The sequence below is a fragment of the Pseudoalteromonas luteoviolacea NCIMB 1942 genome, assembly GCF_001625595.1.
GTDB lineage: Bacteria > Pseudomonadota > Gammaproteobacteria > Enterobacterales > Alteromonadaceae > Pseudoalteromonas > Pseudoalteromonas luteoviolacea_A.
Window position 1 is genome coordinate 48,837 of the sequence record NZ_AUXT01000112.1, and the last position, 25,992, is coordinate 74,828.

Genomic DNA, 25,992 nt, shown 5'->3' on the forward strand with positions numbered 1-25,992 from the left:
GCTAACAGTATCGCTCTTCCCTATTTTTTATTTAGTTGACCAGTTTTAGGGCGAATTTTATGGGAACGGGAGGGTGGCCAAACTGTCCGTATATGGGTAACCCATTTTATATTCGGTTGAGGCAATGGATTGCTGAGATAAGGGCGATACGCATGGAAGCCACATAGCTGGTGTTGCTTTGCAGTATAAATAAGACAAGATGAAAAAAGTATGTCTCTAAAGCGTGATGGTAGTGACTTATTGGTTGCTGCAATATTGGACGTAAACCCTTGCCTGCAAAGTAGCCAAACTAGTATAGCTACCTGTAAAACAATTAATTAAGTTTGGAGGGAGTTATAGAAGTCAGCTAACATCTAATTTTTATTTGTGTTGAGTTTATTTTATGACTGAACTATACCACTGGTTTGATCTACTTGGCGTAATGGTCTTTGCTATTTCTGGTACATTGCTTGCCCACCGCAAGCATATGGACGGATTTGGAGTTGTGGTACTTGCTACGGTAACAGGCATAGGAGGTGGAACCATACGAGATGTTATTTTGGATGCCCCTGTATTCTGGCTGCATGACAGTAGCTATTTTTTCGCAATTTTTTCCGCGGTTGCCGCAAGTATTTGGTGGCTAAACCGGCAAAAATCTGTACCTATGCAACTACTTTTAAGTGCAGACGCATTTGGTTTGGCTTTTTTTGCCGTTATGGGAATGCAAAAAGCGATGAGCATAGGTATGCCAGATACCACAGTCATCATTATGGGCGTTTTAACTGGATGTTTTGGTGGTGTGATAAGAGATGTATTGGCTGATGAAATCCCCATGCTACTGAAAGGTGAATTGTATGCGATTACCTGTATTTTAGGCGGCATTGTGTATACGCAGCTTGTGCACTTAGGAGTATCTCTCGAGCTGACGATGTTGGCAGCTATGGTTTCCATTCTCTTGCTACGTTTGGCCGCGATTCGGTGGCAACTTGTTTTACATGTTTTTAAATATAGGGATTGAATCAACTGGGTCGTTAATCTCAAAGACAGAAAAGAAGGTTGAGATAGTAGGGACAGTCGCAGTGAGATGAGTAGGCGCTTTGTGCACATGATATCGCTGAAAGTTCTTACTTTTTCTGCCCCAAAGCTCATAATCACTCACAAGATGAGACAAGGAATGTCGCTAGCAAAAACTTATACACGCGCTCAGGTAGGTATTGATGCACCATTGGTTACAGTTGAGGTGCATCTCAGTAACGGGTTACCTGCTTTTAATATCGTTGGCTTGCCTGAGACATCTGTAAAAGAGTCAAAAGAGCGGGTACGCTGCGCGCTCACTAACAGTCATTTTACTTTTCCTGAACAACGTATCACAGTTAATTTGGCGCCTGCGGATTTACCAAAACAAGGTGGACGCTATGACTTGGCAATTGCGATAGGGATCCTAGTTGCATCTGGTCAAATTCAAAATCCGAATATTCAGTCTTTCGAGTTTTATGGCGAGCTCGCATTAAATGGTGAGATCAGAGAAATTACCGCTTTAGTGCCTGCGCTTATGTCAGCCACACATGCACAGCATTATTGCTTTATCCCAAAGACCAATGAGGTCATGGCAAGGTTGGTATCCCAGAGCTTACGCAAAAGTGTGATGAGTTTAAGAGACGTTTGGGCTGATTTAAGCGGACAGCATACACTTGCTTGGGACGAACAAAGCCCGTGTGAGCCTGAGAAAATGGTCGACTTTGGCATTGATATGAATGAAGTAAAGGGACAGGGAGCGGCAAAGCGAGTATTAGAAATTGCGGCGGCAGGCGCGCACAACGTACTATTTTTAGGTCCTCCTGGGACAGGAAAATCGATGCTTGCACAGCGAATGCCCACAATTATGCCTGCAATGGAATTACAGCAAGCGCTTGAAACTGCGTCTGTGTATTCAATCATAGGCAAAGAAATAAACCCGACGAGTTGGAGGCAAAGGCCGTTTAGAGCACCGCATCATACCTGTTCGGCGGTTGCCCTTGTTGGAGGCTCTTCGACCCCTAAACCCGGTGAGATATCGCTTGCCCATAATGGAGTATTGTTTTTAGATGAGTTACCGGAATATGAACGTAAGGTACTTGACTCTTTACGTGAGCCTATGGAGACCGGTATGGTCAGCATTTCACGTGCTGCACAACAGGTTGATTTTCCGGCTAACTTTCAGCTAATAGCCGCATTGAACCCGAGTCCTACGGGCTGCCATACCGATAAACGCGCTACTCCAGAGCAAGTACTAAAGTACTTGAGTAAAGTATCCGGCCCTTTCATTGATCGTATAGATTTGCAAATTGAGTTACCTAGGCTTAGTACGGTGGAGCTGCAATCTACATTCGTCGAGGAAGGGAGTGAGGCGATACGCCTTCGGGTTGAACAAGCTCGCGCTTTTGCGCTGCAAAGACAAGGCAAAGTCAACGCGTTGCTTTCTAGTAAAGAAATTGATAAATACTGTCAATTGTCGGGGGCAGTGATGGCATATCTAGCTAAAGCGACTGAAAAGCTGCACTTGTCTCCACGCTCATACCATCGCGTAATTAAGGTATCGAGAACAATCGCGGATTTAGCGGGCCAAGAAGACATTACATTGGCGCATTTGAAAGAGGCGCTGAGCTATCGGGCATTTGAACGCCTGCTCGCTCAGCTGATCCGTTAGGTTGAAAGCATGTAGCCTTTACCACGTACAGTTACTATGCGCTTTTGGTCTTTTTCATCACCGAGCTTTTTGCGAAGTCGGCCTATAAGTACATCAACAGTTCGGTCACTCGGGCTCCAATCGGGTTGACCAATATCCTCAGAAATCTTGGCGCGAGAAGTGGCTTTACCAGCATTGGCAATTAAACAGATAAGCACTTTGTGCTCGGCTTCTGTTAAACGAGCTTCATCACCATTGGGGTTGATCAATGTTCGATTATCGGGATGTAGTTTAAAGTCAGCGTATTCAATAAACTCTTCCGATTCATCTTCACCTTTAGAGCCGGCAAGTCGTTTATATAGAGCACGCATGCGTAGCTCAAGCTCTAACAGGTCAACAGGTTTACAAACGTAGTCATCCGCACCTTGTGCCAAACCTGCGATTCTATCAGCTTGTGAATCACGACTTGAAAGCATTATTACGCCTAAGTCGGTCAATGTATTGAGCTCTTTGGCAAGCTGCAAGCCGTCAGTTGCAGGCAACACAATGTCTATGATGGCCATCATAAATGGATTACCGGTCTGTGCTTGCTCCTGTACCTGTTCAAGCGTACGAGCACCGGTATTATCTACAGTGATTTGAAACTCCGTTTGTGCAAAATGGCTTTCGACTCGTTTAGCCAGTAACTCGTCGTCCTCGACTAATAATACGTTTATGCTCATGGTTTCGAAACTTTCTCAATAATTAATCTATATCTTAGCACCGAGAATTCTCGGCTGAGAACCATAAGTTATCTATTTTTATATAAAAACTCTAATGAAAATTGTCAGTAAACTGTGTGCTTAATAACCACTTATTAAAAATAATGAAATAGTTTTAGCTATTTATTATTTGTACATAAAAAAATAGCAGCACTAAAGTGCTGCTACAAGTTTTTATTTACCGTACATATGTTGCCACCACTGTGGCTCTTCTTTTAGGTGTTTGTCAAAGTAGGCCAGCATAGTGTTCCACCACTGGAAACGTCGGTCACGCGCAAAAATTTGGTGATCTGCGCCTTTGTACTCGATCATTTCAACGTCTTGGTTTAATAACTTTAATGCGGTGTACATAATATGACTTTCCCCAACTGGCACGTTGGTGTCAGCATCTCCATGGATCAGTAAAAGCGGCGTTTTGACTTTGTCGGCATTAAATACAGGGCTTTGTTCACTGTAAAGCTTCATGTTGTTCCAAGGGTAGCTGTTCTTAGATGCTTCGGATGAGTATAGATATCCCCACCATCCGTGGCCCCAGTATGAAGTTAAGTTTGAGATCCCTGCATGAGAGATTGAAGCACTGAATATGTCGGTTTTAGTAGCAAGCGTCATCGTCATAAAACCACCGTATGACGCGCCCAAGTTACCTAAGCGGTTTTTATCAACAAACTGGTAAGAATCTAAAAAGGCTTTGGTGCCTTCAATGATGTCGTCAGCGGCACGGTTACCCCAGTCGTTTACGTGTTTGGCTGAAAACTCTTGACCAAACCCCGTTGCGCCAGATGGTTGCAATACATAAACCACATAGCCATTCGTTGCCCAAAAGTTAAATGGATAACGCCCTGTAAAGCCGCGTGAAACGGGTGAAGTACCGCCATAATAGTAAATTAGCGCTGGGTGTTGCTTAGATTTATCTAGGCCATGTGGAATGTAAACACGACCCTTAATCTCAGTACCTGCAGAGCTAGTAAAGTTGAATTCTTCTAACTTCGCTATTTCTGCATTTTTGTATGCGATAGGCTGTGAGTCCCAAAGTGTTTTAGCGCGATTATTTTTTACACTTAATTGGATGAGCTTTTGTGGTGTCGAAGCCGTTGTACCAGTTGCAAAAACGACAGGGCTACGTTTGTCGGCGACGCTGAATTTATCGACCACATCAAGCTTGGTGTTGAGAGACTTAAACTTACCTTTACTTTCGTCATAGAAGTAAAGCTTCTTGCGATCTTCATCTGTGACTTTAAGTACCAAGTCACCATTATTAAGTACGCTAAAAGAATCGATTGATGGATCGAACTGTTTACTCAAGGGCTTAACTTCAGCTCCATCATCGTTCATCCAGTAAAGTTGCGTATCGTAATTGTTTACCAACACATCTTTCGCAACAACTCTACCTGCACCGCTATTAAATCCAGCACCAGCTGAGATATAAATCCCATCATTACCATATCTTGCATCACCAAAAGTACCGTATTGGCCGATGACTTTATGGCTGTTGTTCTTGATATCAAACTCAACAAGCTCAGTCACACCGTGATGTGGAGCGCTGTAGTTTTGAGGGTGGCGTGTGGTAAGAATACGTCCTGTCTTGCTATTGAAGTCTTCTAGGCTGTGGCTTAGAGCGTGTTCTGTAATAGCTTGAATAAGTCCGGTACTGACGTCAATTAAGTATACTTGGCTTTTATTGCGTGCATACGACCAACGATCTTCTAGGCCTTTGAGGTGTTTGACAATTTTATCACCTTCAGGGGCGCGTTTAGTCCAAGTAAAGATCAGGCTATCGTCACTGAAATACTTAAAGCCACTGGCACCTGCTAGGCCTTCGGCGATGACAGTTTCTTGTAGGTTTTTGATGTTCAGGGTTTTGAGCTGTTTATTTTGAACGAATACCAATTCTTTTGAATCTGCACGCCAGCTAATCGCACCTGCATTCACACCGGTTAGGCGGTAAATTACATCACCATCTTCACTATGTATGGTGGTATCTCTGAGCGCTTTGTTACCTTGATTGTCTTGGTAGTGCTGTTGTGTGGCAACATAATAATTTGCATCAGGAGAAACCGAAATCGCACTAATTGTTGGTGCATCAAAGAGTTGTTTTGCAGACAATGCTTTCGTTTTTTTGTCTCTGAAAACTAGTGTGTCGTGTGCTTCTTTACCGTTGAACTCTACTGCTACTTTTTTCCAATCGCTCACTTGCTCGGCAATGATAAGTAATTGGTGGTCACCTGTGACCGCATTAAGCGTATACTCTGCTTTTCCATCAAGAAGCTGGCCATTTAAGAAAACATGTCCCTTTTCTATGCCGGTTAACTTAAGTGTCCCTTGAACAAAGCGAGCTGTAGAAAAGTTGAGTTTAAGCGCCTGCAAACCACCCATAGTTAGTGCATTTACGTCTTTTAGCGGCTGCCAATCGATACGCTGTCCAAAGACGTCCAACGACTTTGCATCTTTGCTGAGCTTATTGACTAGATTACCCACAATGGCCGACTGGTGGCCCGTATGGTGAGGCTTAGTTTGGATATTTTGACCAATTGGGCCTATAAACTGGATGTTCTCTGGGTCGATCGGCGCTGCGCTGAGTTGCGTAGCTATTGCGGAAAATAGTAAAGTTACCGCTGATTTTAATTTCATAGTATGCGCCTATTGTAGGTAAAATATGCGTTAATATAACATATTAATCAAAATTAATAGGTGCTGTGCGATTAAGTGCTGTACAGCTAAGATATAAGTAAACGGTTATTACGTGAGGAGTAGACCTTGTTTTTGTTAATTAGCTACATGTTATTAGCTATTGCGATTTCTTTTATATGTTCTGTGATGGAGGCCGTACTGCTCAGTATTACCCCCAGCCATGTTGGGATGATGAAACAGCAAAATCCCACTTTGGCGTCGCGCGTACAAAAATTAAAAGACAATATCGATAAACCGCTTGCGGCGATTTTGACATTAAATACGGTAGCGCATACTGCTGGCGCCGCGGGAGTTGGTGCCCAAGCCGCAGTGGTGTTTGGCGATGCAGCTGTTGGCCTTGCTTCTGCTGTGATGACGCTATTGGTATTAGTTTTGTCAGAGATTATTCCTAAGACTTTGGGGGCGACGTATTGGCGCGCTTTAACACCGAGTGTCAGTTTTGCCTTAGTCTGGTTAGTTAGATTGCTAAAACCATTTGTTTGGATGTCTGATCAACTGACAAAATTAATCGGCAAAAAGGGCGACGAGTCTATTTATATTCGTCAAGAAATTGAAGCAATGGCAGAAATGGGATCGCAAGCGGGTGCATTAAAAGAGGAAGAGTCGGCCACTATTCGCAGTTTGCTGCAATTTAGACATGCTAAACTAGAGAACTTAATGACGCCTCGTACCGTGCTATTTAAAGTACACAAAGATATGTCAGTACATGACTATTTGGCGGAACATGGTTCTGTGTCATTCTCACGCGTATTAGTTTTTGACAAAAATAGTGATGATATTGTTGGTTTTGTGCATAAAAATGACATCATGCTGGCTTATCACCGCTTGGGCGAAGACTACAAAATTAGCAAGTTGATGAAGCCCTTGTATACGGTCCCCGAAACTTTGGCTGCACCGACACTGTTTCAAACCTTACTTGAAAAACGCATTCATATTGCATTGGTGATTGATGAGTATGGTGATATTCAAGGTATTGTCACGCTAGAAGACTTACTAGAATCGTTAATGGGAATGGATATCGTCGATGAGCGTGAGCAAACCAGCGACATGCAGGCGGCCGCTAAGCAAAAGTGGCAGCAGCGTGTCGATAACCACAGCCACTTAATTGTGACTGAAAACGAATCAGAAAATGAAGATGTCGTTGAAGGCAAAGCGAACGACAAAAACTAACGGCTAAAGGCATAAATTGGGCCCTAACAGGGCCCAATTTATGGATTAGAGTTGATCATTCTCTGCCAAGAGTGGATCCAGCGAATGAATTCATTCAACGCTTTTGGCCTGCTAATTAAATATCCCTGCATTAAGAGACTAAACTTGTAGCGCTCCAAATACTGAAGCTCTTCAATGCGTTCTATCCCTTCGGCAACGATATCCAACTGCTCATTTTGGGCAATATCAATTAAGCTATCTACCAACACCTGTGAAAAGCGGTCTGACTCAATGTAGGTAATTAAAGAGCGGTCAATTTTAATCTCAGTGAATGGCAATGTTTTAAGTTGCTGTAAATTAGTAAACCCTGTACCAAAGTCATCGAGTGCAAGATCAAACCCCCGCAATCGTAAGCGATTAATTGTCTCTAGTTGAACGTTAGAAATGATAGGTTGGTTTTCGGTAATTTCGACTATGACTTCTTGAGGCTTTAGGCGGTTGAGCTCTAAAATCAACGCTAATTTATCTGGGCAGCTAGTATCATTAAGTTGAATGGGAGATAGATTAAAGGCCAACTTAAACGGGTAATTTAGCTCGTTTCTAATTTGCTGAAACTCATTGGCCGCTTTTTCAAATAACTGAAATGTCAGTAGATTGACTAGGTCTAAGTCTTCTGCAACGCCAATAAAGCGCTTTGGCAGCATCACCTGTCCTTCATCTTTTGAGACTATACGTGCAAGTACTTCAATGCTTTTTATTTGCTTGGTACCTCTGTGCACCTTAGGTTGATAAAAAGGGGTGATTTCATGATGACTGATCGCTTCAAGTAAGCAGTCTTCAGTAATGGGCTGCTCGTAGGTCTCCTCGACGCCGACAAAACTGTCTAGTTTTTTTAAAGTTCTTTCTACATCAATGAGTTGTACAGGTTTCGCAATGTTGCCAATCAAATGCGTGTTATGCTGTCTCGCTAAGTTAGCAGCTAAATCTATAATTCGATTTTCCATTTCAGAAATAATGACAACCCCGCCAGGGTAATGAAGCTCGCCTAGGTGGCGAATAAATTCCATACCGTCCATTTCGGGCATGTTGAGGTCGGTAAAAATAGCATCAAATTGGTGGGGAGATTGACGTATTTTTTCCAATGCCTTTACCGCGCTATTGGCAACTGTGACATGCTCTATGTCCAGTTCAGATAAAATCGCCTGCATGACGATTAAAATTGCTTGTGAATCATCTACGACCAGTATACGTCGGCTACGATCTTTCATAGTTTCCTGTCCCTAGGGCTAATTGCACAGTAAAAGAGAAATTTGGCTGCTTACATGCGTAATTGTCGACATGCCACTTTAACATCATGCTTATGTGTCAAAGTGGTCTTAAGACTTCAAGCTTGTAAGACAATCTAAGCGTAGTACAAGTTGGTAATAATTCACTCATTGTCTCTTCAATCGAAACCCTTAATTTAGGATAATGGCAAAAATTTCACTAAGTAGTGAGTGTGATGATAAGAATTGAATTGCCAATTGATGGTATGACGATATCGGTAATGATTAATCGTCGTAGCGTGGTACAAGTTTACAAAGAGCAACAGTCAATGCCGATTGATGAGTTGAGTGAACATCAGTTAGAGGTCGACTTAGGTCACCGAAAGCTGCACTTGAATACGGAGCAATTAGACGAAAATTTACTGGCCGTATCTTTAGATCAATCCCCTTGGAGTTGGGTAGAAGTACCTACAGCACGGCAAGAGCGAAAAGGAAATTGGCTCGGCTTAGCGGCACTGGGTTTTAAATTATTCAAAAGTGCAAAAGTAATTAAGGCTGCTTTGATAGGGGCGTCTGTTGCAGGCTACGCTTGGCTGTTTTCATGGCAGTTTGCATTAATGCTTGTAGCGTGTTTGGTAGTACATGAATATGGACATGTTAGAGCTATGAAATACTTTGGGCTTAAAACCAAAGGCTTTTACTTGATCCCCTTTGTCGGTGGGTTGGCGATGAGTGAAGAGAAAATGACTACTCGATGGCAAGATGTAATTATTTCCTTGATGGGGCCTGCCTTTGGTTTATTTACATCTGTTCTTGGAGTGGTGCTCTATTATACAACCGGCTCGGAGATTTTTGCTGGTGTTGCAGTACTCAGTGCGCTTTTAAATTTATTCAATCTCTTGCCAATTTTACCGCTTGACGGTGGACATGTGTTGAAGAGTATTAGTTTCTCTATGCGTTCATGGGTGGGGTTATTAGCCTGTTTAGGGGGGCTTGCACTAGGCCTATGGGTAAGCTACGAATTTGGACTTATGCTTTTGGCCTTTTTCATCTTTATTGGCAGTATTGAAATCTTACTTGAATGGCGTACGCGACACGAAACCCACCTGCTTCCGCTGGACCGTTATGGTCAGATCGTATCTGCCGCTTTATACATACTAGTAGCGGTGGGTCATATTGCTGTGATGTGGCACTTTGCAGACTCAGATAATGTCATTCTAAGCCTGCCAGTGAAAGTGCTGTCTAGTTAAACAAAGCTTAAGACTGCTGCGATAATAATGCCTGTGACAACCAGTTGGAGCAGGCAAAAACCCATAATATCTCGCGCCTTAAGCCCTGCAATGGCAAGCACAGGTAAAGCCCAAAAAGGTTGGATTAAGTTTGTCCAAGCGTCTCCCCATGCTACAGCCATGGCAACGCGCGCGATATTTGCATCTAGGGCCTGTGCCGCAGGGAGCACGATGGGAGCCTGAACAGCCCATTGTCCGCCGCCAGACGGCACAAAAATATTAACTACGCCAGCACTTAAAAAGCTCCAAAACGGTAGCGATTGCGCGTTACTGATTGAAACAAACCCCGCAGATATTTGTTCAGCTAGTCCGGTGTTCACCATAATGGCCATTATGCCAGCGTAAAATGGAAACTGAATAACGATACCTGCGCCACCTTTAATCGCTTGTTGTAAACTTTGCAAAATATTGGTCGCTGAACCATGAAGTAAAATAGCTAGAAATAAGAAAAGCGTGATGACGATGTTTAGATTCAGGCCACCTCCTTGTACCACAAAATAGTGCATCAGATAGCCACAGCCAAGTAAGCCAATCATAATGCCCAATATCGGGTGTTCTTCGAGTTTTTCTGCGGCTGTTAGAGTGCGATTTCGAGTTGCCATGGGCGACTCTTTTAAGTTTTCTTTGTCGACCAATACTTGTTCGCTCTTGGGTGGAAGCATCGCACGATTTAGCAAAGGCAGTATTATGAGCATTGTGAACAATAAGATTAAATTAAAATAAGAAAAGATGGTTTCGCTGGTGGATAAGATACCAATTTGAGATTCTGCAAAGTGTCCGGGTGAAGCGATAGTGAGAGGCACAGAGCCAGCAAGACCCCCATGCCAAACAATAAACCCAGAGTAGGCGCTAGCTACCAGCACTCGATAATCAACAGCAATCTTGTTTGCGAGTGCTTTGGCAAATAGTGCGCCAACCACTAAACCGAACCCCCAGTTCAGCCAGCTGGCGAACATAGATACCAAAGTAACCAGAATAATGGCTTGTGATGGTGTTTTAGCAAAGGTCGCTAGGCCATTCAATAACTTTGCACATACCTTGGTGTTTGCTAACATAAAGCCAGCTATCAAAACGAGTAACATTTGCATTGCAAAAGTGAGTAAATTCCAAAGTCCTTGCCCCCAAAATTGCACGGTTTCGATAGGCGTTGCAGGTGTAAAAATAACGGCCATTGCCATGACAAACAATGTAAGTAAAGTGACAAACACAAATGGGTCTGGCAAATATTGTTCAACGAGCCGACTGAGTGGCCGTGTTATTTTGTTTAACATGCTAAAATCCTGTTATTGTTCTTTGGGCTACCTAACTTACACTGCGTAAGCTATAAAGTGGCGACATACTCGAGATTGTCACACAATTGTCAGCAGTTGTAGTCATTGGGTATAATATAACTAAGAAAAGCGCTAAAAGTTAGTGTTTTACGCCAAAAGTTCAATAAATCTATTGCATAGATTTTTTATAAGTTTATGATTTTTAAAGTTTATAATCTTGGCATATATTGTGATTACAGTATTAGCTATATTGATTCGGTAGGTTTAGCTACCATGCTACGCACATTGGGATGTGGCAGTAGTAGAAATACAACTAAGAGAGGTATCTATGGCAAGACAAGGTTCTGGTGGTAATGTAATTGCAGCGATCTGTAGTGTATTTTTCCCCGGTTTAGGACAGCTCGTCCAAGGTCGTTTGTTAGCAGCTATTATTTTCGCCATTATTACAGTAGGTGGATATGCACTATGGTTTTTAATTATTCCTCCAGTAATTGCGGCTGTTGCCCACCTTTGGGCAATTATTGATGCAGCAAAATACTCGTCACGAGATTAACACTAATTGAGCGGGCCTTTTAAAGGGCCCCACTAATTGGTTTCTCATCCTAATTTACATGAGTGGTGTGCAGGTTTTTCGCCACTTCCTTCAAAAGTAACTCTTCATTCGCACTGTGATAGTTCACGTACCGAGATACAGTAAAATTTCTTGATAAAATTAACACAATAATATTAAAAATGCTGGTGCGTTGGAATAATATGCCGCCTTTTTTATCTAGGAATATTCAATGCAGTCTAAAATTGCAAAGCATGTCATGTTGACAAAAAAGCTGGCTTTGGGCGCCTTAGTTGCGCTGTCTCTTAGCGCACGTGGTTCTGATGATACGCCAAGTGTTCAAAATATTACTTATGAAGCACTACCTGCTATTTTAACCGTCAATGAAGGTGAAACGATTTGCCTGTCTTTAAATACTAACGGTGAAGGCGTAAATGGCTTAAAGTTTAATTGGACGGTCAAGTACTTAAACCAAGATGTTACGGTTACTGGGCAAGGTTCTGATACTATCTGATTTACAGTGCCAAATGTTGACACGCAAAGCACGATACAAGTATGCGTTAAGTTAGATGATGCCAATTCAACGAAGATATTTGGCTTTCGAGATCAATACATATCTCTAAATATTAAAGGTTTAGATCAAACAGCTACCACGCCGGCCCTAAGTCATGAGCTAGGTGAAGAAGTTTCGCAAATAGACACTTCTGTCTCAACTACGGGAAGTACATGGCCAGAAACTCACAAACAAAACTCAAGAATCGACCGAGCGGATAACCGTTACAATTTAGTGGACCTCACGTTGTTCCGTTCATTTGTGGTCCAAAGTGCAGATCAAAATACACAGATTGTGGACACTAAGTATTTTGGATTTCCTGACCTTAACTCAATGGAGTTAAACGTAAGTGTATTGTCTACAGAGTGTAGCTCAGGCATCTCATCGACCCAGTATTTTCAAAAGATAATAGCTTCTCGATAGTACAAAAGTGTGATGAGATGGCTGTTGGACTGAGTACATTTGAAAAGAAAAGCAGCGAACCAGTTGCAAGTTTGGGATCTTTAAACATGGATTTTGAAAACTTTGCTGATCTGAAAACTTAAGAGGTTTGTGGTGTGGTTGTTACATCAAAAGTGACTGCTCACTCAGTTTATAATCAAGAGCTTGGCAGAGAAGAAGCAACCGCTATTCGCCTTATAACCCAGCAAGAAGGCAGTGACTTTGAGCTGCATTTATCGTTTAGTGAAGCACCTAATGGGTTCTTTGTTTCTTTAAACCCCTTCTTTGATAACAACAACAAAGCAACCATAATCTTGACAAGCTACCCTGAACTAAACGCTTCTTCACAAAGCGGTTCTCTTGACCTTAACAATCAAAATAGCATTTCAAATATCAAAGGTAAGTTTGATTTTGTTTTGAACAAAACGACAGGTTTGGGCGAAGCTATTGTAGGCGACTTTGAGCTAGCCCTCGAGTAATCGCTTCCATTGTAGGCTTAAAAAGAACGTGACCTTTTAAGCCTACTTTAGCCACATTTATATTCGTGTAGGTTGGTCGCTCTCAAAGCATGTCTATATCAAGATATAAAGCCAGACGCTAATACTAAATGGGCTTAATATCGTAGATATTACTACACTCGCGGCGAGTGCGGCTTGGGAACATTGTTGTTGCCGGGCAACAAGGTAAGCATTTACACCTAGTGGTGAAGCTGCCATCAATGTCAGTACGGCTGTATGCATTTCCGATAATTGCAGCCAATCAGCAAATCCATATACCATGGCGGGCAGTACAAAAAGTTTAGTGGCGCTCAACATTAGTGCGCTCTTCCATGCTCGCTTGATAGAGTACTGCACTAAACTGACGCCCAGCACGAATAGTGCGCCAGCGATCGCGGGTTTAGCTAACCATTCCAGTCCAGAATACAGCAGCTTCGGTAGTGGAATATAAAGCGCGTTAAATAGTAACCCTGTCGTGATACTCAATACAATTGGATTAATAAAGAGTGGCTTTAGAGTCTCAGTCAAGGAGCCACTTCGATTACTTGAAAACAAAAAGCTAAGCGCAAACAGCAGCGCGCTATGAAAGGTAATAATCATAAACACCAAAGATCCCGCTTCGCTCCCCAATGCCGCAATGATCACTGGCAAACCCACCAATACAGTATTTGAATACGTACCGCCAAGCCCCCACATAGCGGCTTCTGCCCTTGCTTTTTTATCGTTCAGCCACTTAGTTAGTAAGATAAGCAAGTAACACGTCAGTACGGGTATGTAGAAGGTGAGTAGCAATTGAGGGGAGGCGACTTTGCCTAGATCTGCTTGGTACATGTTGAGAAAAAGAAATACAGGGATCGCAATATAAAAAATGAATCTGCGTAGCCCTTCTAGTTGGGTTGTGGCAATAAACCCTGTCTTACCGCTCAAGTAGCCGGTCAGTACCAAGAAAATTAATGGAAATAGAATTTCGATGGGGGTCATAGAGTTACATTTTGCTGAGCTAGACCATTATTATACTTAACAGTCGGTGATTTTCACGATTGTTAGTCACCGAATTTTGCATTGCACTATAAAGTGGCCTTTGCGGTATAATTAAATTTTGCTATTAGCGTTATGTAAGTTGTATGGAATATCAGTTTATTCGAGACCCCATTGCGGGTTTTAGAGTTCGCATGTCCGAAGAGCATGCTTTGGTTGGCCGTTGGCTGAATGACGAATTGCCTCTCAATGATATTGCTGGATTTATTGAGAAAATGAGCACAGTAAAGCAAGGCACTGAAGAGCTTAAACTTGAAGGTAAAGAAGTACGCTTAACACTGTCAAAAGATGAAGCCTTGTTTGAAGCGCATACCTTATTTCAAAATGACGTGGATCTATCTCGTTACGAAGACGACTTGTTAGAGTTGGATGAAGACGGTCTAATGGCCGGGTGTGGCTTCGAAGATTTTCAGGCTCTGATGCACGATTGGAATAGGTTTGTTCAGAGCCGCAGATAATTAATAATGGGCGCTATTACGCCGTTGCATGTTGAGGCGGTGCTCCATACAGCTGCTCGGCTCTTTGGAATAGCACCCAAGACGTAAGAATGTACTTATCATTTGATAATGGCATATTACCCCTGTGCGTATGAGTGAAGTAACTTGGTGCGATTACCATGCTGCCTTGTTTTGGAGCAAGTTTACGGTTTTGATAATAAAACTCCGTTTCGCCGCCTTCTTCTACATCATTGAGATAAAACATAAATAGCAAAACGCGATGCAGTGCTTCATTGTGATGTAATTGAGGGTAAACTTCACTGTGCCAATACGGGTAACCCCCTTTATTGACAGGGTATTTTTGCGCTTGAATTGGACCTAACCTGAATAATTGTTGCGTAAGCACGTGAAGCTGAGGTTTACCCACTTCTTCAAAGTTTTCGACCGTAAGGTTTACGGGGTTACCTGTTTGAGGGTGGTAGACGTTTAAACCAAAAGCCCCTAACATCATAAAAAAGTGTTCTTCAACGTACTGAAATAGGTGTTTAGAAGTTGCTTGTTCTATTTCACGCAATTGCTTCTGATATTCAGGGTGGTTGTTAAGATACAAATCTTGACTGACTTTTTTAGATAAATCTACCCCGCCTGATGTTTGACCTTGAGCTAAATATGGACTTTTATCAAAGGTTTGCATAAATTGGTTGCAAAACTCTGTACTCAGTGCATTGTCGTATACGCGGATAAAATCAGTCATTTCATTCCTCAAAGGTTGTTAGAGTTATTATGCTTGCAGAAAAAATCATGCCACGCTTTAGCGAAACAGATGTACTTGGCCATATAAACAATACCGTACTACCGGTATGGTTTGAAGCTGCCAGAACACCTATTTTCAAAATTTTTACACCTGATTTAAATCCACATAACTGGAAACTGATTGTTGCCAAGGTGGAAGTGACCTTTAAAGGTGAGCTTTTTTATGGTCAGGAAGTGGAAATCAAAACAGCAATCGAAAAAGTTGGTAAGAGCTCTTTTGTGATATTACAACAAGCTTGGCAACACGGTGAATGCTGTGCTGAGGGGCGCACAGTGATGGTCCGCTATGACTTCGCAAGTAAGTCATCTAAAAGCTTAAGCCAATGTGAGCGAGATGCATTGGCAGCGCACTTACTTTAATTGAACTTGAGTACGTCCCAGCCTAAGCAAACGTACTCAAACTCATTGAGTTAAAGTTTCGATTTAAATTGATGTCCAACAGCAGCAGAAATACAAGGTATGACATCGTATTGATAGCTCGAATCGCTATTCTCGTCATCTAACTTAGTGATCTGTAAAATTTCATAGTCATTCAGCTCTATGATACGCGTACCGGGTGCATGCTCACACCGAGAGCGAGAATCTGCTTCATATTCATAAATAAAATGTCTTAAAACTCTTTTAAGTTGTGCTTCATACTGAACTGTATTTTCATCAACTAAGGCGATTTCGGCTTTCAATTCTTTAAGGTCTTGCTCTCGTTTAACGAGTTTTTGTGCTAATTGTGCTTGCTCTTCTTTGGTAAGTTTTGTGTCATCGGATTTAATTTTTTCATCTTCGAGGTAAACCTTAAAGTATGAGGGACTGACGATTATTTCAAACCAGCCTTTAATGAACTGGTTAACGCCTCCTGATAGACCAGTATAGGAAATTAACATAGCCACTTGAAATAAAATCAGCATACTGAATATAAGGCGCAAAATACCGGTAGTAACTGGGAATCTATAGTCAACAGGCTGCCACATCCTGTGCAAGCCAAATGGGCGAAGTAAGATAAGCACCAGTAAGTATAGCGGTTGAGCAAGCTGTAATAGCACCAGCAATACGATGGTTGTGATGAAAAACCAAGTTGGCAGTGACAGTAAAACACTGAGGTTGTGGCTATAGGGGAGCGGATCAGAGCTCACGCCGGTTATATCGTTTACCATACCGGCAGCTTGTACAAGAGCGTAGTTGGCAATAAAGGCATAAAAGAGCAAAATCACGGCTTTGCCTGGGAGGCTGTCCCAAAACCCCAGAAATTTTGGCCAAAACTCCAGAAGCATGGCAATCAGAGCAATAAATGCGACTAAATGAAACCAAAATTCATTGTCTTGGTTGGCAAATAAGATTGCACCAATGCTGAGGAATAAGGCTGAAAAATAGAGTCGTTGAGGCGCATTCAGTGTGTGCCAAAAGCGTTTAAAAGGCGCGCTGAGTGTGTCGAAGGTATCTTTAAAGGCGACCAAGGCAGGCTGAATCATTGTTATTATAGTCCCTGATGTTTTAAATAGGACGTAACAGTAAACATATTAGCTTACTGTTACGCAATACTGTTTATAACATAGGCTTAAGGTATCGGCCAGTGTGGGACTGAGCGTGTTGTGCAACTTCTTCAGGAGTACCTGAAACCAAAATTTGGCCGCCACCAGAGCCACCTTCAGGTCCCAAATCGACTATCCAGTCAGCTGTTTTGATGACATCCAAGTTATGCTCAATGACCACAACGGTATTGCCATGGTCGCGCAAACGATGCAAAACAACCAATAACTGTTGAATATCATGGAAGTGTAAGCCAGTAGTTGGCTCATCTAAAATATACAGGGTTTTACCAGTATCACGTTTAGAGAGTTCTCTTGCGAGTTTAACTCGTTGTGCTTCACCACCTGACAGCGTTGTAGCCGCTTGGCCTAAACGAATATAAGAGAGGCCTACGTCCATTAAGGTTTGCAGTTTACGATTAATAGCAGGGATTTTGTCGAAAAACTCTCTCGCATCCTCTACGGTCATCTCAAGTACTTCATGAATATTTTTACCTTTATAAAGTACCTCAAGTGTTTCTCGGTTATAACGCTTGCCATGACAGACATCACAAGGAACGTAGACATCTGGTAAAAAGTGCATTTCTACCTTTAATACACCGTCACCTTGGCAAGCTTCACAGCGGCCACCTTTCACATTGAAACTGAATCGGCCAACTTTATAACCGCGAGAACGAGCTTCTTGAGTACCGGCAAACAGTTCTCGAATGGCGGTGAAAATGCCCGTGTATGTTGCGGGGTTTGAGCGCGGCGTTCTACCAATAGGGCTTTGATCTATGTCTATTACCTTATCGAAGTGATCTAAACCTTGAATGTCTTTGTGTGGCGCTGGTTCTGATACTGTAGCGCCGTTTAGCGCAATATGGGCCAATTTATACAATGTGTCATTAATTAGTGTGGATTTACCTGAACCGGAAACGCCTGTGATACAGGTCATTAAACCAAATGGGATCTTAAGATCGACATTTTTGAGGTTGTTGCCAGTCGCACCAAATAATTCTAGCCATTTATCTGTGGTTTGATGGCGCTCTGGTGGTACAACTATCTCTTTGGTGCCACACAGGTATTGACCAGTTAGAGAGTCGGGGTTGGCAATGATGTCTTCTCTAGTACCTTCGGCGACAACACTGCCACCATGCACGCCTGCACCTGGACCAATATCAATGATGTGGTCAGCAGCGCGAATGGCATCTTCATCATGTTCTACAACAATAACTGTATTACCTAAATCACGCAGATGTGTGAGCGTACTCAGTAGCCTGTCATTGTCTCTTTGGTGCAAACCAATTGAAGGTTCATCCAAAACATACATGACACCAACCAGACCGGCACCAATTTGGCTCGCGAGCCTTATCCGTTGAGCCTCTCCGCCTGAGAGCGTATCGGCACTGCGCTCTAAAGATAGATAATTGAGGCCAACGTTAATTAAAAATGACAAGCGGTCGCGGATTTCCTTTAATATTTTTTCAGCAATTTGTGCTTTTTGCCCTGTTAAAGTCAGGTCATGGAAAAATTGACTGGCTTCACCAATACTCATGGTTGTGACAGTAGGTAAGTTAGTCGAGCCGATAAAGACGTGCCTTGCTTCTTCTCTTAATCTTGAGCCATGGCAGCTTGGACAAGCTTGGCTTGTCTGGTATTTCGCTAATTCTTCGCGCACCGACGACGACTCTGTCTCGTGGTAGCGTCGATTCATATTATTTAATACGCCTTCAAACTCGTGATTACGTGTGATTAAATCTCCACGATCGTTACGATAGTTGAATGCAATTTTGGTTTTCCCCGAGCCTTCTAATACGACTTTTTGCGCAGACTCAGGTAACTCGGCAAAAGGTAACTCTAAGTCAAAGGCATAGTGTTCGGCGACTGAGCTGAGCATTTGAAAATAGTAAAAGCTACGTTTATCCCACCCTTTAATTGCGCCACCTGCGAGACTCAGTTCAGGGTTTTGCACTACACGATTAGGGTCGAAGTACTGGCGTACTCCCAATCCATCACAGCTTTGACAGGCACCTGCTGGGTTGTTGAAAGAAAACATGCGAGGCTCGAGTTCGGTCATCGCATAGCCACACGTTGGGCAGGCAAAATTTGCAGAAAATACCAATTCTTCAGCGTCTGGCTCATCCATACTTGCTATTTGCGCGATACCGTCAGCTAACTCCAAGGCCGTTTCAAAAGATTCAGCTAAACGCTGTTGTAAGCCTTCTTTCACTTTAAAACGATCAACCACGACTTCAATGGTGTGCTTTTTATGTAATTCTAGTGCCGGAGGATCAGATAGATCGCACACTTCACCATCGATTCTGGCTCTAATAAAGCCTTGACTAGCTAACTGCTCAAGCAGCTTTACGTGTTCACCTTTACGGTTTTTGACAACTGGGGCGAGCAGCATTAGCTTGCTACCTTCAGGCAGTGCAAGCGCCGTATCTACCATTTGGCTAATTGTTTGTGCTTTTAATGGTAAGTTATGAGTAGGGCAGCGTGGTTCGCCCACACGTGCAAATAACAGTCGCAAATAGTCGTAAATCTCTGTGATGGTGCCGACTGTAGAGCGCGGGTTGTGCGACGTAGACTTTTGCTCAATAGATATGGCTGGTGACAAGCCTTCTATATGGTCAACATCGGGCTTTTCCATTAATGATAAGAACTGTCTGGCGTATGCTGATAGTGACTCCACATATCGTCTTTGACCTTCTGCATACAAGGTATCGAAAGCGAGTGAGGATTTGCCCGAGCCAGAAAGTCCGGTGATCACAATCAGCTTGTCTCTTGGAATAGTCAGAGAGATGTCTTTGAGGTTGTGCGTACGCGCGCCTCTTACTTCTATTTTATCCATAGTGGCCTTTTTATGAATCTTGTGTGCTTACAACAATTGCTCGGGTGTTTTATATATTGGGCTAGTTAGGTTTAACTAGCCGACACGCCCTGATTAATGTCTGAATGATACATAATTTATAAATTAATTGATGTAACAAACTTAGCTATGGGTAGCTGTATACCCATCCAGTATACATCAAAGCCTCCTTTATTCTACCCTTGTTACGCGCGTCACTTGGTGCTGGCTCACTTTACACCCCATCTAATGTATTTTGCGGTAAAGCAATTGCGACAAAATTGAACTTTCTTGCTGTTAGCAACTAGACTTAACGTAACGATTGGCAGCCGAGCTGTATATGTGCGCTTTTTGCTTTTAAGTATTCTCTTTATTTCGCCTGTTTGGGGTTGCGACATGGTTGTGCGGTTCGAAAATTATGCTGCACAGTCAAGACTAGATGAAGAGACAGGCTGGCACGGTATGGATGTCGACTTTGCTAAGGCGCTGCTGGATGAAGCCGGGTGCCAATATAAGTTTGTTAGCATTCCGTGGGGCCGCTCATTGAAAATGCTAGAGACGGGCGATATCGACTTGGTATTGAGCGTTACCAAGACGTTGGACAGAGAAGACTACGCATTCTTTATTGGTCCTCAGCGAATGGAAACTATTATCTTTGCTATGAATGCCCTGCGACAGTTTGATGTGACCACTATGGATGAATTGTTTTCCTTACCAGTACCTGTAGCTATTCAACAGGGCGCGTTTTATGGCGCTAAGTTCACAGAGCGATTCAAGCTTTTACAAAAAAATGAAACGCAATTTATCTTCGTACCGGACAATCAAACTAAACTGAGTTTACTCAAGCATGGCCGCATAGCGGGTTTTTTAGAAGAGAAATTCAATATTTTGTTTCAGTCTGACAACCATCCCGACTTCATGACGATTAAAGTGGCGCCTTTGATCATCAATGAGTCTCCGGTGTACTTTGCTTTTAGTAAAAAGCGTACTTCTTTGTCTCGTCTTGAACGCCTGAATAAAGCCTACTCTAGTCTAAAAAAATCAGGTCGATTCAGAGAGATATTAAAAAAATATCAGTTGCAGTGAGTTTTTGTTAAACTAGCCGCGATTTTTTCTGTTTGACTTACATGCTTTATGTCTAATCAATCTTTGAACCAAATTGAAAAACGCGCTGCATTTTCATTGGCAGGCGTATTTGCATTTAGAATGCTCGGCCTTTTCATGTTAATGCCGGTATTAGCAGTGTATGGAACTTCTTTAGAAGATGTTTCGCCCCTGTGGATAGGGCTGGCGATTGGTGCATATGGATTGACTCAAGCTTTGTTGCAGATCCCAATGGGGTGGCTATCAGATAAGTTTGGACGTAAACCTATTATTATTACCGGGCTAATAGTGTTTGCACTTGGTTCTGTCATTGCTGCTTTGGCAGAGTCCATTTATTGGGTTACATTCGGACGTGCACTGCAAGGCATGGGGGCGATAGCCAGTGCATTGTTAGCCCTTGCTTCTGACTTAAGCCGCGACGAGCAGCGGCCTAAAGTCATGGCCGTCATTGGCATGTGTATTGGTTTAAGTTTTGCGGTTGCTATGCTTTTAGGTCCAATGGTGGCCGCAGCGTTTGGGATTTCAGGGGTTTTCTGGCTTACTGCTTTGCTTGCATTAGTTGGTATCGCAATTGTCATGTTTGTAGTCCCAAATACAGTTCACAAAGCCCCAAAGGGTGACACTGTTGCGTCAATAGCCGACATTAAAAACTTAATCAAACATCCTCAGTTATTGCGGTTGGATGTAGGTGTGTTAATGTTGCATTTGACCCTAACCACATTATTTGTGGTTCTGCCTGCAAAGTTAATTGAAGAAGGGTTGGCTGCCCCAGATCATTGGCAGATATACATTCCAGTTTTAATACTGGCATTTGTCTTGATGGCGCCTATGATGATTGTGGCGATAAAGAAGCAAAAAGAAAAGCTGGTTTTCTTAGCAGCAATTGCCGCACTGAGTATCAGCGCATTGATGCTGGTTTGGCTATCCAATTCATTGATAGGTATTGCTGCTGCAATGACTGTCTATTTTATTGCATTTAACTTTTTAGAGGCCACTATGCCTGCGTTGGTTTCTCGAATATCACCAGCGACACAAAAAGGGTCAGCAATGGGAGTATTTTCCTCTGGACAGTTCTTGGGAGCATTTTTAGGTGGTGTGTTAGGTGGATACCTAGCTCAAAACTACGAAGTAAATTCTGTGTTTGCTGCGGCGGCAGGAATTGGGGTAATATGGCTGTTTATTGCATGGCGCATGCAAGTCCCTCCACGTAGTAAAGCACTGAGCTTTGTAACGGAACTCAATAAATCTCAGCATGCACAAGCACTTGCTGATAAACTGGTTACATTACCAGGCGTGCTAGAGGCGACTGTAGTCAGTGAAGAAAATCGCGCTTATCTAAAAGTGGATGAAAGTAAATTTGATTTAAACCAAGCGAAACAGGTTTTATCTTCTTAAAGCTTTAAAATTGCATGTTTGTTCGCAATACTGTGAACAATATGTACTCAGGCAGATAAATAAAACTTAGTAACGTTTGTAATTGTGTGAGGAGAGGGTGCCATGGCACGCGGTGTGAACAAAGTAATCTTGGTTGGTAATTTAGGCCAGGATCCAGAAGTACGTTATATGCCAAACGGAAACGGTGTGGCAAATATCAGTATCGCAACGACAGACAGTTGGAAAGATAAGAACACGGGTCAGCTTCAAGAGCGTACCGAGTGGCACAGAGTGGTGTTATTTGGCAAATTAGCTGAAGTTGCTGGTGAGTATTTACGTAAGGGCTCTCAAGTATATATTGAAGGCCGTTTGCAGACACGTAAATGGACTGATCAAAGTGGTCAAGAAAAGTATACCACTGAAATCGTGGTAGACATGGGTGGTCAAATGCAGATGCTTGGCGGTCGTAATGAGCAAGGCGGTCAGTATCAGTCTGGTGGTAACCAAGGTGGTTATGGTCAGCAGCAAGGTGGTTATGCGCCTCAGCAAAATAATCAGCAGCAATATGGTCAACCAGCAGCACAGCAAGGCGGTTTTGCGCCTCAGCAGCAAAGTGCGCCACAACAGCAAAGCAATAACTTTGGTGGGCAGTCTCAACAAGCGGCTCAGACACAAAGTGGACAAGCACAAAGTGGACAAGCACAAGGTGGACAAGCACAAGGTGGTTTCGCACCACAGCAAGGCAGTGGCAGCGCTTCTAATCCAATGGAGCCGCCAATCGATTTTGACGACGATATTCCGTTCTAGATCCTAGTTTTGCACAGTAAAGAATAGAGTGAACAAAGCCCAGCAGTAGCTGGGTTTTTCTTAGTCGTGATGTCCATGATATTGGTTAGTGTAGGTATTCTCTTCACCTAGCCTGTCTTCTTCATTTATTCTTTTTTGTGTTAGTTTATCTAAAATTATATTGCATGCTATATCAGCAGTTTTGCTGATTCTTCTCACCCCTTCCTTGAGTTTTGCAATAGATTGAACAAAACTTTAGACAGAATCACCAATGATAGTACGTTACTATGCTTCATTTTGCGCTTTTAGATGATACGCACAAGCGAGGGTATTTACTCTTGTTGGTTTGGTGTGTCATGGCGCTGGTAGGCAATTTGAGTGTCATACACTTAACTAATTCATGGATTACAGCAGACGCTAAACGCCTGTCGGTTCAGCTCTCAAATTATGTTGAACCAATTCACAACTTGGATGTACATAAAGAAGCACAGCGCTTTGGGTTTAGTCTGGAGTCTTCAAACCATTTCCCCATATCTTGGATGTCGAAACAGCATAAGCTCGAAGTCAGTGAGCTGCAAGTCACATTGTACCCAAATGCGATAGTGCTGAAAGGGGTTTATAGTGGAGTATGGTTAAATGGCGCACTGTTGTTGCTAGGACTGTTGGTCAGAGTAGCCTGTGGCGTGATTCGCGCTAAGCAGAGGGAGGGGAATAGTGAAAAAAGTCAACATACTAAGCGTCATAGTAAAGTACCGAGTGCACAGGAATTAATTTTACCAGTTAGCACTGGTCATCAAGTCAACATGTTTGCAATGTTTAAATGGCGCTGCGAGCTACCAAAGCATATCGAACCGCAAAGCCATTTTAGTGTGACATTAGCCAAATGCTTTAATAAATATCGTTATTGCTCTGCGAAATACCTGTCTTCTGGTGCCTTGGCGGTCACCTTATCTTCTTTAAATAAAGAGGAAGTGGACCAAACTATTAAACGTTTACATGAAGTGGTTTATCAGGCTCTGTTGGCTTTTCGGGGCGATTTGTCGAGAAGTGCTGTCAAATGTGGAGCATGTTTTTACAGTGAAGGAGCTGATCAAACACAGGTATATCAAATTGCGCGTTCGTCTTTGAGTGTGGCGCAAAATCACGTGTGGCAACACATTCATATGTTGCCTTTAAACAGAACATTGGCAGAGAGTTTATTAGAAGCAGAGTCAAATGTGATCGATGATATCAAAGCCGGTCGCTTTGTGTTGTTTTTTCAGCCCTTGTTTGAATTTAAAACACAAGATGTTATTCAAAGTGAGGCGTTGTTACGGGTACGGCACAAAACATTGGGCTTAATAACAGCTGGGCAGTTTATTCACAAAATCCACCGCAGTGAACACTTGATTGAATTAGATCAAACTATCGTGCAGCAGGCGCTTAAAGTCCTTAGTAAAGAACCAAAAGGATTTACAGTCAGCGTAAACTTACATGTGGTTAATTGGTCTAGCGGTGAGTTTTTAAATTGGCTCATAGCTATCCTTAAAGAGTCGGGACGTGCAAAGGATGTCACACTAGAGCTTATGATCTGTGATTACTACCAGCACCGCAGTTATTTTGAACAGTTTTTTGATGCGCTCTCGCCACTCGGAGCAAGTATTGTATTGGATCATGTAAATGGACCTTTAGATATTGTTTCTTTGCAAAAAGTGCATAATATCGTGGGGATCAAACTTGCATTTGAATTGATCCATGATATTCAGTCCAGTGCAAAGCGCAGAGCGGTTGTGAAGCAAATAGTGAATCAAGCCAAACAGCTTCATATCCCTGTATATGCCGTAGGGGTTGAGACGCAAGATGAGCTGAATTGCATAAAACGTTTAGGTGTCGATGGTGCACAGGGCTACTATTTTAGTGCACCGTTGCTTGAATTGGAGAATAGCCTAAATTAACTTGCGATAACGAAGGCCGTCTAACCCTTGTAACCCCCCTGTATGGATGGCGATTATCTTACTATTGGTTGGAAAGTAGTCTTGCTCAATTAATTGCCATAAGCCAAACATCATCTTTCCAGTGTAGATTGGTTCAAGAGGTAGGTGATATGTGCGTGTCATCATCTGACAAAAACTCCATAGTGTCTCGCTGAACTTTCCATAGCCGCCATCATGAAAATCATGAAGCAGTTGCCAGTTATTGTACGAGGCAGCCTCTGGATTGAGTTTTAATATTTCTGTCTGTAAGTATTTAGCGCCTTTTAGCACACTAAACCCAAGCAGCTGGGTTGTATTGGGTATACCATTTAAAATCCCAGCAAACGTGCCTCCACTGCCAACGGCACAGCACACATAGTCACTTTGAGGGAGAGATTGTGCGAGTTCCTGACAGCCCTGTAGGGCAAATTGATTGCTGCCACCTTCAGGCACAATAAACGTGTTTGGAAACCGTTTCTCTAAGTCTTTAAGGTAATTATTGTCATATCTCTGTCTGTATTCTAACCTTGTGACTGCATGTAAGTGCGCACCGCAAGCTTTTGCGAGGCGCAATGTCGGATTTTGTAAATCGAGATGTGGTCCTCGTACGATAATATGTGCAGGGATTTTGAAGAGTTTACTCACCATGGCGGTTGCATATAGATGGTTAGAAAATGGGCCTCCAAATGTGAGTAACGCATCGTTTTTACGCCTTTTCAGTTCGAGCAAATTGTGCTTCAGTTTACGCCATTTATTGCCTTGTACCGTTGGGTGTAAAAGATCATCTCTTTTGACCAATAATTCGATTCTCTTAGCTGTCAGTAAAGGGTGGTGAATACGTTGGACCGGAGACTCTAGGTGATTGGAATTGAACATCAGATTTTAGAATTCTCTGTAAATAGGCGCTTTGAGGTTATTATTTCATGAAAATGTGCAGAGAACACTGGTAAGGACGTGACTATTAGTTGTAAACTCAGATATTAATTGTACAAAGCTTGTGTTTTACTTCGTAAGTACATAGCATTAA

General features: G+C 42.6%; 23 protein-coding genes. 14 read left to right on the forward strand and 9 right to left on the reverse strand.

Features of this window, described 5'->3' with window-relative positions; translation table 11 throughout:
* Positions 1 to 382 precede the first annotated feature (382 nt).
* Positions 383 to 997: a trimeric intracellular cation channel family protein gene (locus tag N482_RS05895; protein WP_063376175.1), complete on the forward strand. Its 615-nt coding sequence runs from the start codon at positions 383 to 385 to the stop codon at positions 995 to 997.
* Positions 998 to 1,153: 156 nt separating this feature from the next.
* Positions 1,154 to 2,665 (forward strand): YifB family Mg chelatase-like AAA ATPase, encoded by a 1,512-nt coding sequence (locus tag N482_RS05900; protein WP_063376253.1) that lies wholly within the window; start codon positions 1,154 to 1,156, stop codon positions 2,663 to 2,665.
* Here the strand turns inward: N482_RS05900 and N482_RS05905 are convergent.
* Both N482_RS05905 and N482_RS05910 read right to left on the reverse strand, forming a co-directional pair.
* Entirely contained in the window at positions 2,662 to 3,366 is a 705-nt protein-coding gene (locus N482_RS05905) for a response regulator transcription factor (RefSeq protein WP_063374312.1), read from the reverse strand. The two genes, N482_RS05900 and N482_RS05905, sit on opposite strands and share 4 nt — an antisense overlap.
* Before the next feature lie 213 nt (positions 3,367 to 3,579).
* Entirely contained in the window at positions 3,580 to 6,033 is a 2,454-nt protein-coding gene (locus N482_RS05910) for an alpha/beta hydrolase family protein (RefSeq protein ID WP_063376176.1), read from the reverse strand.
* Between the two features lie 126 nt (positions 6,034 to 6,159).
* Between N482_RS05910 and N482_RS05915 the strand changes: the two genes are divergently transcribed.
* The gene (locus tag N482_RS05915) at positions 6,160 to 7,263 is read left to right on the forward strand and encodes a hemolysin family protein (RefSeq protein WP_063376177.1); all 1,104 of its coding nucleotides are present in this window, start codon (positions 6,160 to 6,162) and stop codon (positions 7,261 to 7,263) included.
* Between the two features lie 38 nt (positions 7,264 to 7,301).
* Here the strand turns inward: N482_RS05915 and N482_RS05920 are convergent, their stop codons facing one another.
* Complete coding sequence (locus N482_RS05920; RefSeq protein WP_063376178.1) at positions 7,302 to 8,510, reverse strand: EAL domain-containing protein; 1,209 nt, start codon at positions 8,508 to 8,510, stop codon at positions 7,302 to 7,304.
* A gap of 233 nt (positions 8,511 to 8,743) precedes the next feature.
* Here N482_RS05920 and N482_RS05925 point away from each other — a divergent pair, with 233 nt between their 5' ends.
* Entirely contained in the window at positions 8,744 to 9,757 is a 1,014-nt protein-coding gene (locus N482_RS05925; RefSeq protein ID WP_063376179.1) for a site-2 protease family protein, read from the forward strand.
* Here the strand turns inward: N482_RS05925 and N482_RS05930 are convergent.
* Complete coding sequence (locus N482_RS05930) at positions 9,754 to 11,067, reverse strand: short-chain fatty acid transporter (RefSeq protein WP_063376180.1); 1,314 nt, start codon at positions 11,065 to 11,067, stop codon at positions 9,754 to 9,756. The two genes, N482_RS05925 and N482_RS05930, sit on opposite strands and share 4 nt — an antisense overlap.
* 328 nt (positions 11,068 to 11,395) lie before the next feature.
* Here N482_RS05930 and N482_RS05935 point away from each other — a divergent pair, with 328 nt between their 5' ends.
* From N482_RS05935 to N482_RS05950, 4 genes are all read left to right on the forward strand, one after another.
* Positions 11,396 to 11,620 (forward strand): hypothetical protein, encoded by a 225-nt coding sequence (locus N482_RS05935; RefSeq protein ID WP_063376181.1) that lies wholly within the window; start codon positions 11,396 to 11,398, stop codon positions 11,618 to 11,620.
* 229 nt (positions 11,621 to 11,849) lie between these two features.
* Complete coding sequence (locus N482_RS05940) at positions 11,850 to 12,131, forward strand: hypothetical protein (RefSeq protein WP_063376182.1); 282 nt, start codon at positions 11,850 to 11,852, stop codon at positions 12,129 to 12,131.
* A 6-nt stretch (positions 12,132 to 12,137) separates the two neighbouring features.
* Positions 12,138 to 12,593, forward strand: a complete 456-nt coding sequence (locus N482_RS05945; RefSeq protein WP_063376183.1) for a hypothetical protein — start codon at positions 12,138 to 12,140, stop codon at positions 12,591 to 12,593.
* Positions 12,594 to 12,727: 134 nt separating this feature from the next.
* Entirely contained in the window at positions 12,728 to 13,090 is a 363-nt protein-coding gene (locus N482_RS05950; protein WP_063376184.1) for a hypothetical protein, read from the forward strand.
* 93 nt (positions 13,091 to 13,183) lie between these two features.
* Here N482_RS05950 and N482_RS05955 read toward each other — a convergent pair whose 3' ends face one another.
* Positions 13,184 to 14,089 (reverse strand): AEC family transporter, encoded by a 906-nt coding sequence (locus N482_RS05955; protein ID WP_063376185.1) that lies wholly within the window; start codon positions 14,087 to 14,089, stop codon positions 13,184 to 13,186.
* A gap of 143 nt (positions 14,090 to 14,232) precedes the next feature.
* On the opposite strand from N482_RS05955, the gene N482_RS05960 reads away from it, so the two are divergent.
* A complete protein-coding gene (locus N482_RS05960) occupies positions 14,233 to 14,604 on the forward strand; it encodes a YacL family protein (protein ID WP_063376186.1) in 372 nt (123 codons plus the stop codon).
* Positions 14,605 to 14,620: 16 nt separating this feature from the next.
* Here the strand turns inward: N482_RS05960 and N482_RS05965 are convergent, their stop codons facing one another.
* Positions 14,621 to 15,337 carry a 2OG-Fe(II) oxygenase gene (locus N482_RS05965; protein WP_063376187.1) on the reverse strand — a complete coding sequence of 239 codons (717 nt, stop codon included), beginning with the start codon at positions 15,335 to 15,337 and terminating at the stop codon, positions 14,621 to 14,623.
* Positions 15,338 to 15,366: 29 nt separating this feature from the next.
* Between N482_RS05965 and N482_RS05970 the strand changes: the two genes are divergently transcribed.
* On the forward strand, positions 15,367 to 15,756 hold the full coding sequence (locus tag N482_RS05970) for an acyl-CoA thioesterase (RefSeq protein ID WP_063376188.1): 390 nt from the start codon (positions 15,367 to 15,369) through the stop codon (positions 15,754 to 15,756).
* Positions 15,757 to 15,806: 50 nt separating this feature from the next.
* Here N482_RS05970 and N482_RS05975 read toward each other — a convergent pair whose 3' ends face one another.
* Complete coding sequence (locus N482_RS05975) at positions 15,807 to 16,859, reverse strand: hypothetical protein (protein WP_063376189.1); 1,053 nt, start codon at positions 16,857 to 16,859, stop codon at positions 15,807 to 15,809.
* A 73-nt stretch (positions 16,860 to 16,932) separates the two neighbouring features.
* Positions 16,933 to 19,752 carry an excinuclease ABC subunit UvrA gene (uvrA, locus tag N482_RS05980; protein ID WP_063376190.1) on the reverse strand — a complete coding sequence of 940 codons (2,820 nt, stop codon included), beginning with the start codon at positions 19,750 to 19,752 and terminating at the stop codon, positions 16,933 to 16,935.
* A 393-nt stretch (positions 19,753 to 20,145) separates the two neighbouring features.
* Between uvrA and N482_RS05985 the strand changes: the two genes are divergently transcribed.
* The 4 genes from N482_RS05985 to N482_RS06000 all read left to right on the forward strand — a co-directional run bounded on the left by N482_RS05985 (position 20,146) and on the right by N482_RS06000 (position 24,947).
* Positions 20,146 to 20,835, forward strand: coding sequence for a substrate-binding periplasmic protein (locus N482_RS05985; protein ID WP_063376191.1), 690 nt, complete (start codon positions 20,146 to 20,148; stop codon positions 20,833 to 20,835).
* A 48-nt stretch (positions 20,836 to 20,883) separates the two neighbouring features.
* A complete protein-coding gene (locus N482_RS05990) occupies positions 20,884 to 22,248 on the forward strand; it encodes an MFS transporter (protein ID WP_063376192.1) in 1,365 nt (454 codons plus the stop codon).
* A gap of 102 nt (positions 22,249 to 22,350) precedes the next feature.
* A complete protein-coding gene (gene ssb / locus N482_RS05995; RefSeq protein ID WP_063376193.1) occupies positions 22,351 to 23,034 on the forward strand; it encodes a single-stranded DNA-binding protein in 684 nt (227 codons plus the stop codon).
* Between the two features lie 266 nt (positions 23,035 to 23,300).
* Positions 23,301 to 24,947, forward strand: coding sequence for an EAL domain-containing protein (locus N482_RS06000; RefSeq protein ID WP_063376194.1), 1,647 nt, complete (start codon positions 23,301 to 23,303; stop codon positions 24,945 to 24,947).
* Here the strand turns inward: N482_RS06000 and N482_RS06005 are convergent.
* Positions 24,939 to 25,841, reverse strand: a complete 903-nt coding sequence (locus N482_RS06005; RefSeq protein WP_063376195.1) for a 1-aminocyclopropane-1-carboxylate deaminase/D-cysteine desulfhydrase — start codon at positions 25,839 to 25,841, stop codon at positions 24,939 to 24,941. The two genes, N482_RS06000 and N482_RS06005, sit on opposite strands and share 9 nt — an antisense overlap.
* Positions 25,842 to 25,992: the final 151 nt, after the last annotated feature.

Excerpts from the sequence above, each read along its gene's own strand:
- N482_RS05895 (WP_063376175.1), top strand. The coding sequence starts at position 383 with ATGACTGAACTATACCACTGGTTTGATCTACTTGGCGTAATGGTCTTT.
- N482_RS05900 (WP_063376253.1), top strand. The coding sequence starts at position 1,154 with ATGTCGCTAGCAAAAACTTATACACGCGCTCAGGTAGGTATTGATGCA.
- N482_RS05905 (WP_063374312.1), bottom strand. The coding sequence starts at position 3,366 with ATGAGCATAAACGTATTATTAGTCGAGGACGACGAGTTACTGGCTAAA.
- N482_RS05910 (WP_063376176.1), bottom strand. The coding sequence starts at position 6,033 with ATGAAATTAAAATCAGCGGTAACTTTACTATTTTCCGCAATAGCTACG.
- N482_RS05920 (WP_063376178.1), bottom strand. The coding sequence starts at position 8,510 with ATGAAAGATCGTAGCCGACGTATACTGGTCGTAGATGATTCACAAGCA.
- N482_RS05925 (WP_063376179.1), top strand. The coding sequence starts at position 8,744 with ATGATAAGAATTGAATTGCCAATTGATGGTATGACGATATCGGTAATG.
- N482_RS05930 (WP_063376180.1), bottom strand. The coding sequence starts at position 11,067 with ATGTTAAACAAAATAACACGGCCACTCAGTCGGCTCGTTGAACAATAT.
- N482_RS05935 (WP_063376181.1), top strand. The coding sequence starts at position 11,396 with ATGGCAAGACAAGGTTCTGGTGGTAATGTAATTGCAGCGATCTGTAGT.
- N482_RS05940 (WP_063376182.1), top strand. The coding sequence starts at position 11,850 with ATGCAGTCTAAAATTGCAAAGCATGTCATGTTGACAAAAAAGCTGGCT.
- N482_RS05955 (WP_063376185.1), bottom strand. The coding sequence starts at position 14,089 with ATGACCCCCATCGAAATTCTATTTCCATTAATTTTCTTGGTACTGACC.
- N482_RS05960 (WP_063376186.1), top strand. The coding sequence starts at position 14,233 with ATGGAATATCAGTTTATTCGAGACCCCATTGCGGGTTTTAGAGTTCGC.
- N482_RS05965 (WP_063376187.1), bottom strand. The coding sequence starts at position 15,337 with ATGACTGATTTTATCCGCGTATACGACAATGCACTGAGTACAGAGTTT.
- N482_RS05970 (WP_063376188.1), top strand. The coding sequence starts at position 15,367 with ATGCTTGCAGAAAAAATCATGCCACGCTTTAGCGAAACAGATGTACTT.
- N482_RS05975 (WP_063376189.1), bottom strand. The coding sequence starts at position 16,859 with ATGATTCAGCCTGCCTTGGTCGCCTTTAAAGATACCTTCGACACACTC.
- uvrA (WP_063376190.1), bottom strand. The coding sequence starts at position 19,752 with ATGGATAAAATAGAAGTAAGAGGCGCGCGTACGCACAACCTCAAAGAC.
- N482_RS05985 (WP_063376191.1), top strand. The coding sequence starts at position 20,146 with ATGGTTGTGCGGTTCGAAAATTATGCTGCACAGTCAAGACTAGATGAA.
- N482_RS05990 (WP_063376192.1), top strand. The coding sequence starts at position 20,884 with ATGTCTAATCAATCTTTGAACCAAATTGAAAAACGCGCTGCATTTTCA.
- ssb (WP_063376193.1), top strand. The coding sequence starts at position 22,351 with ATGGCACGCGGTGTGAACAAAGTAATCTTGGTTGGTAATTTAGGCCAG.
- N482_RS06000 (WP_063376194.1), top strand. The coding sequence starts at position 23,301 with ATGCTTCATTTTGCGCTTTTAGATGATACGCACAAGCGAGGGTATTTA.
- N482_RS06005 (WP_063376195.1), bottom strand. The coding sequence starts at position 25,841 with ATGTTCAATTCCAATCACCTAGAGTCTCCGGTCCAACGTATTCACCAC.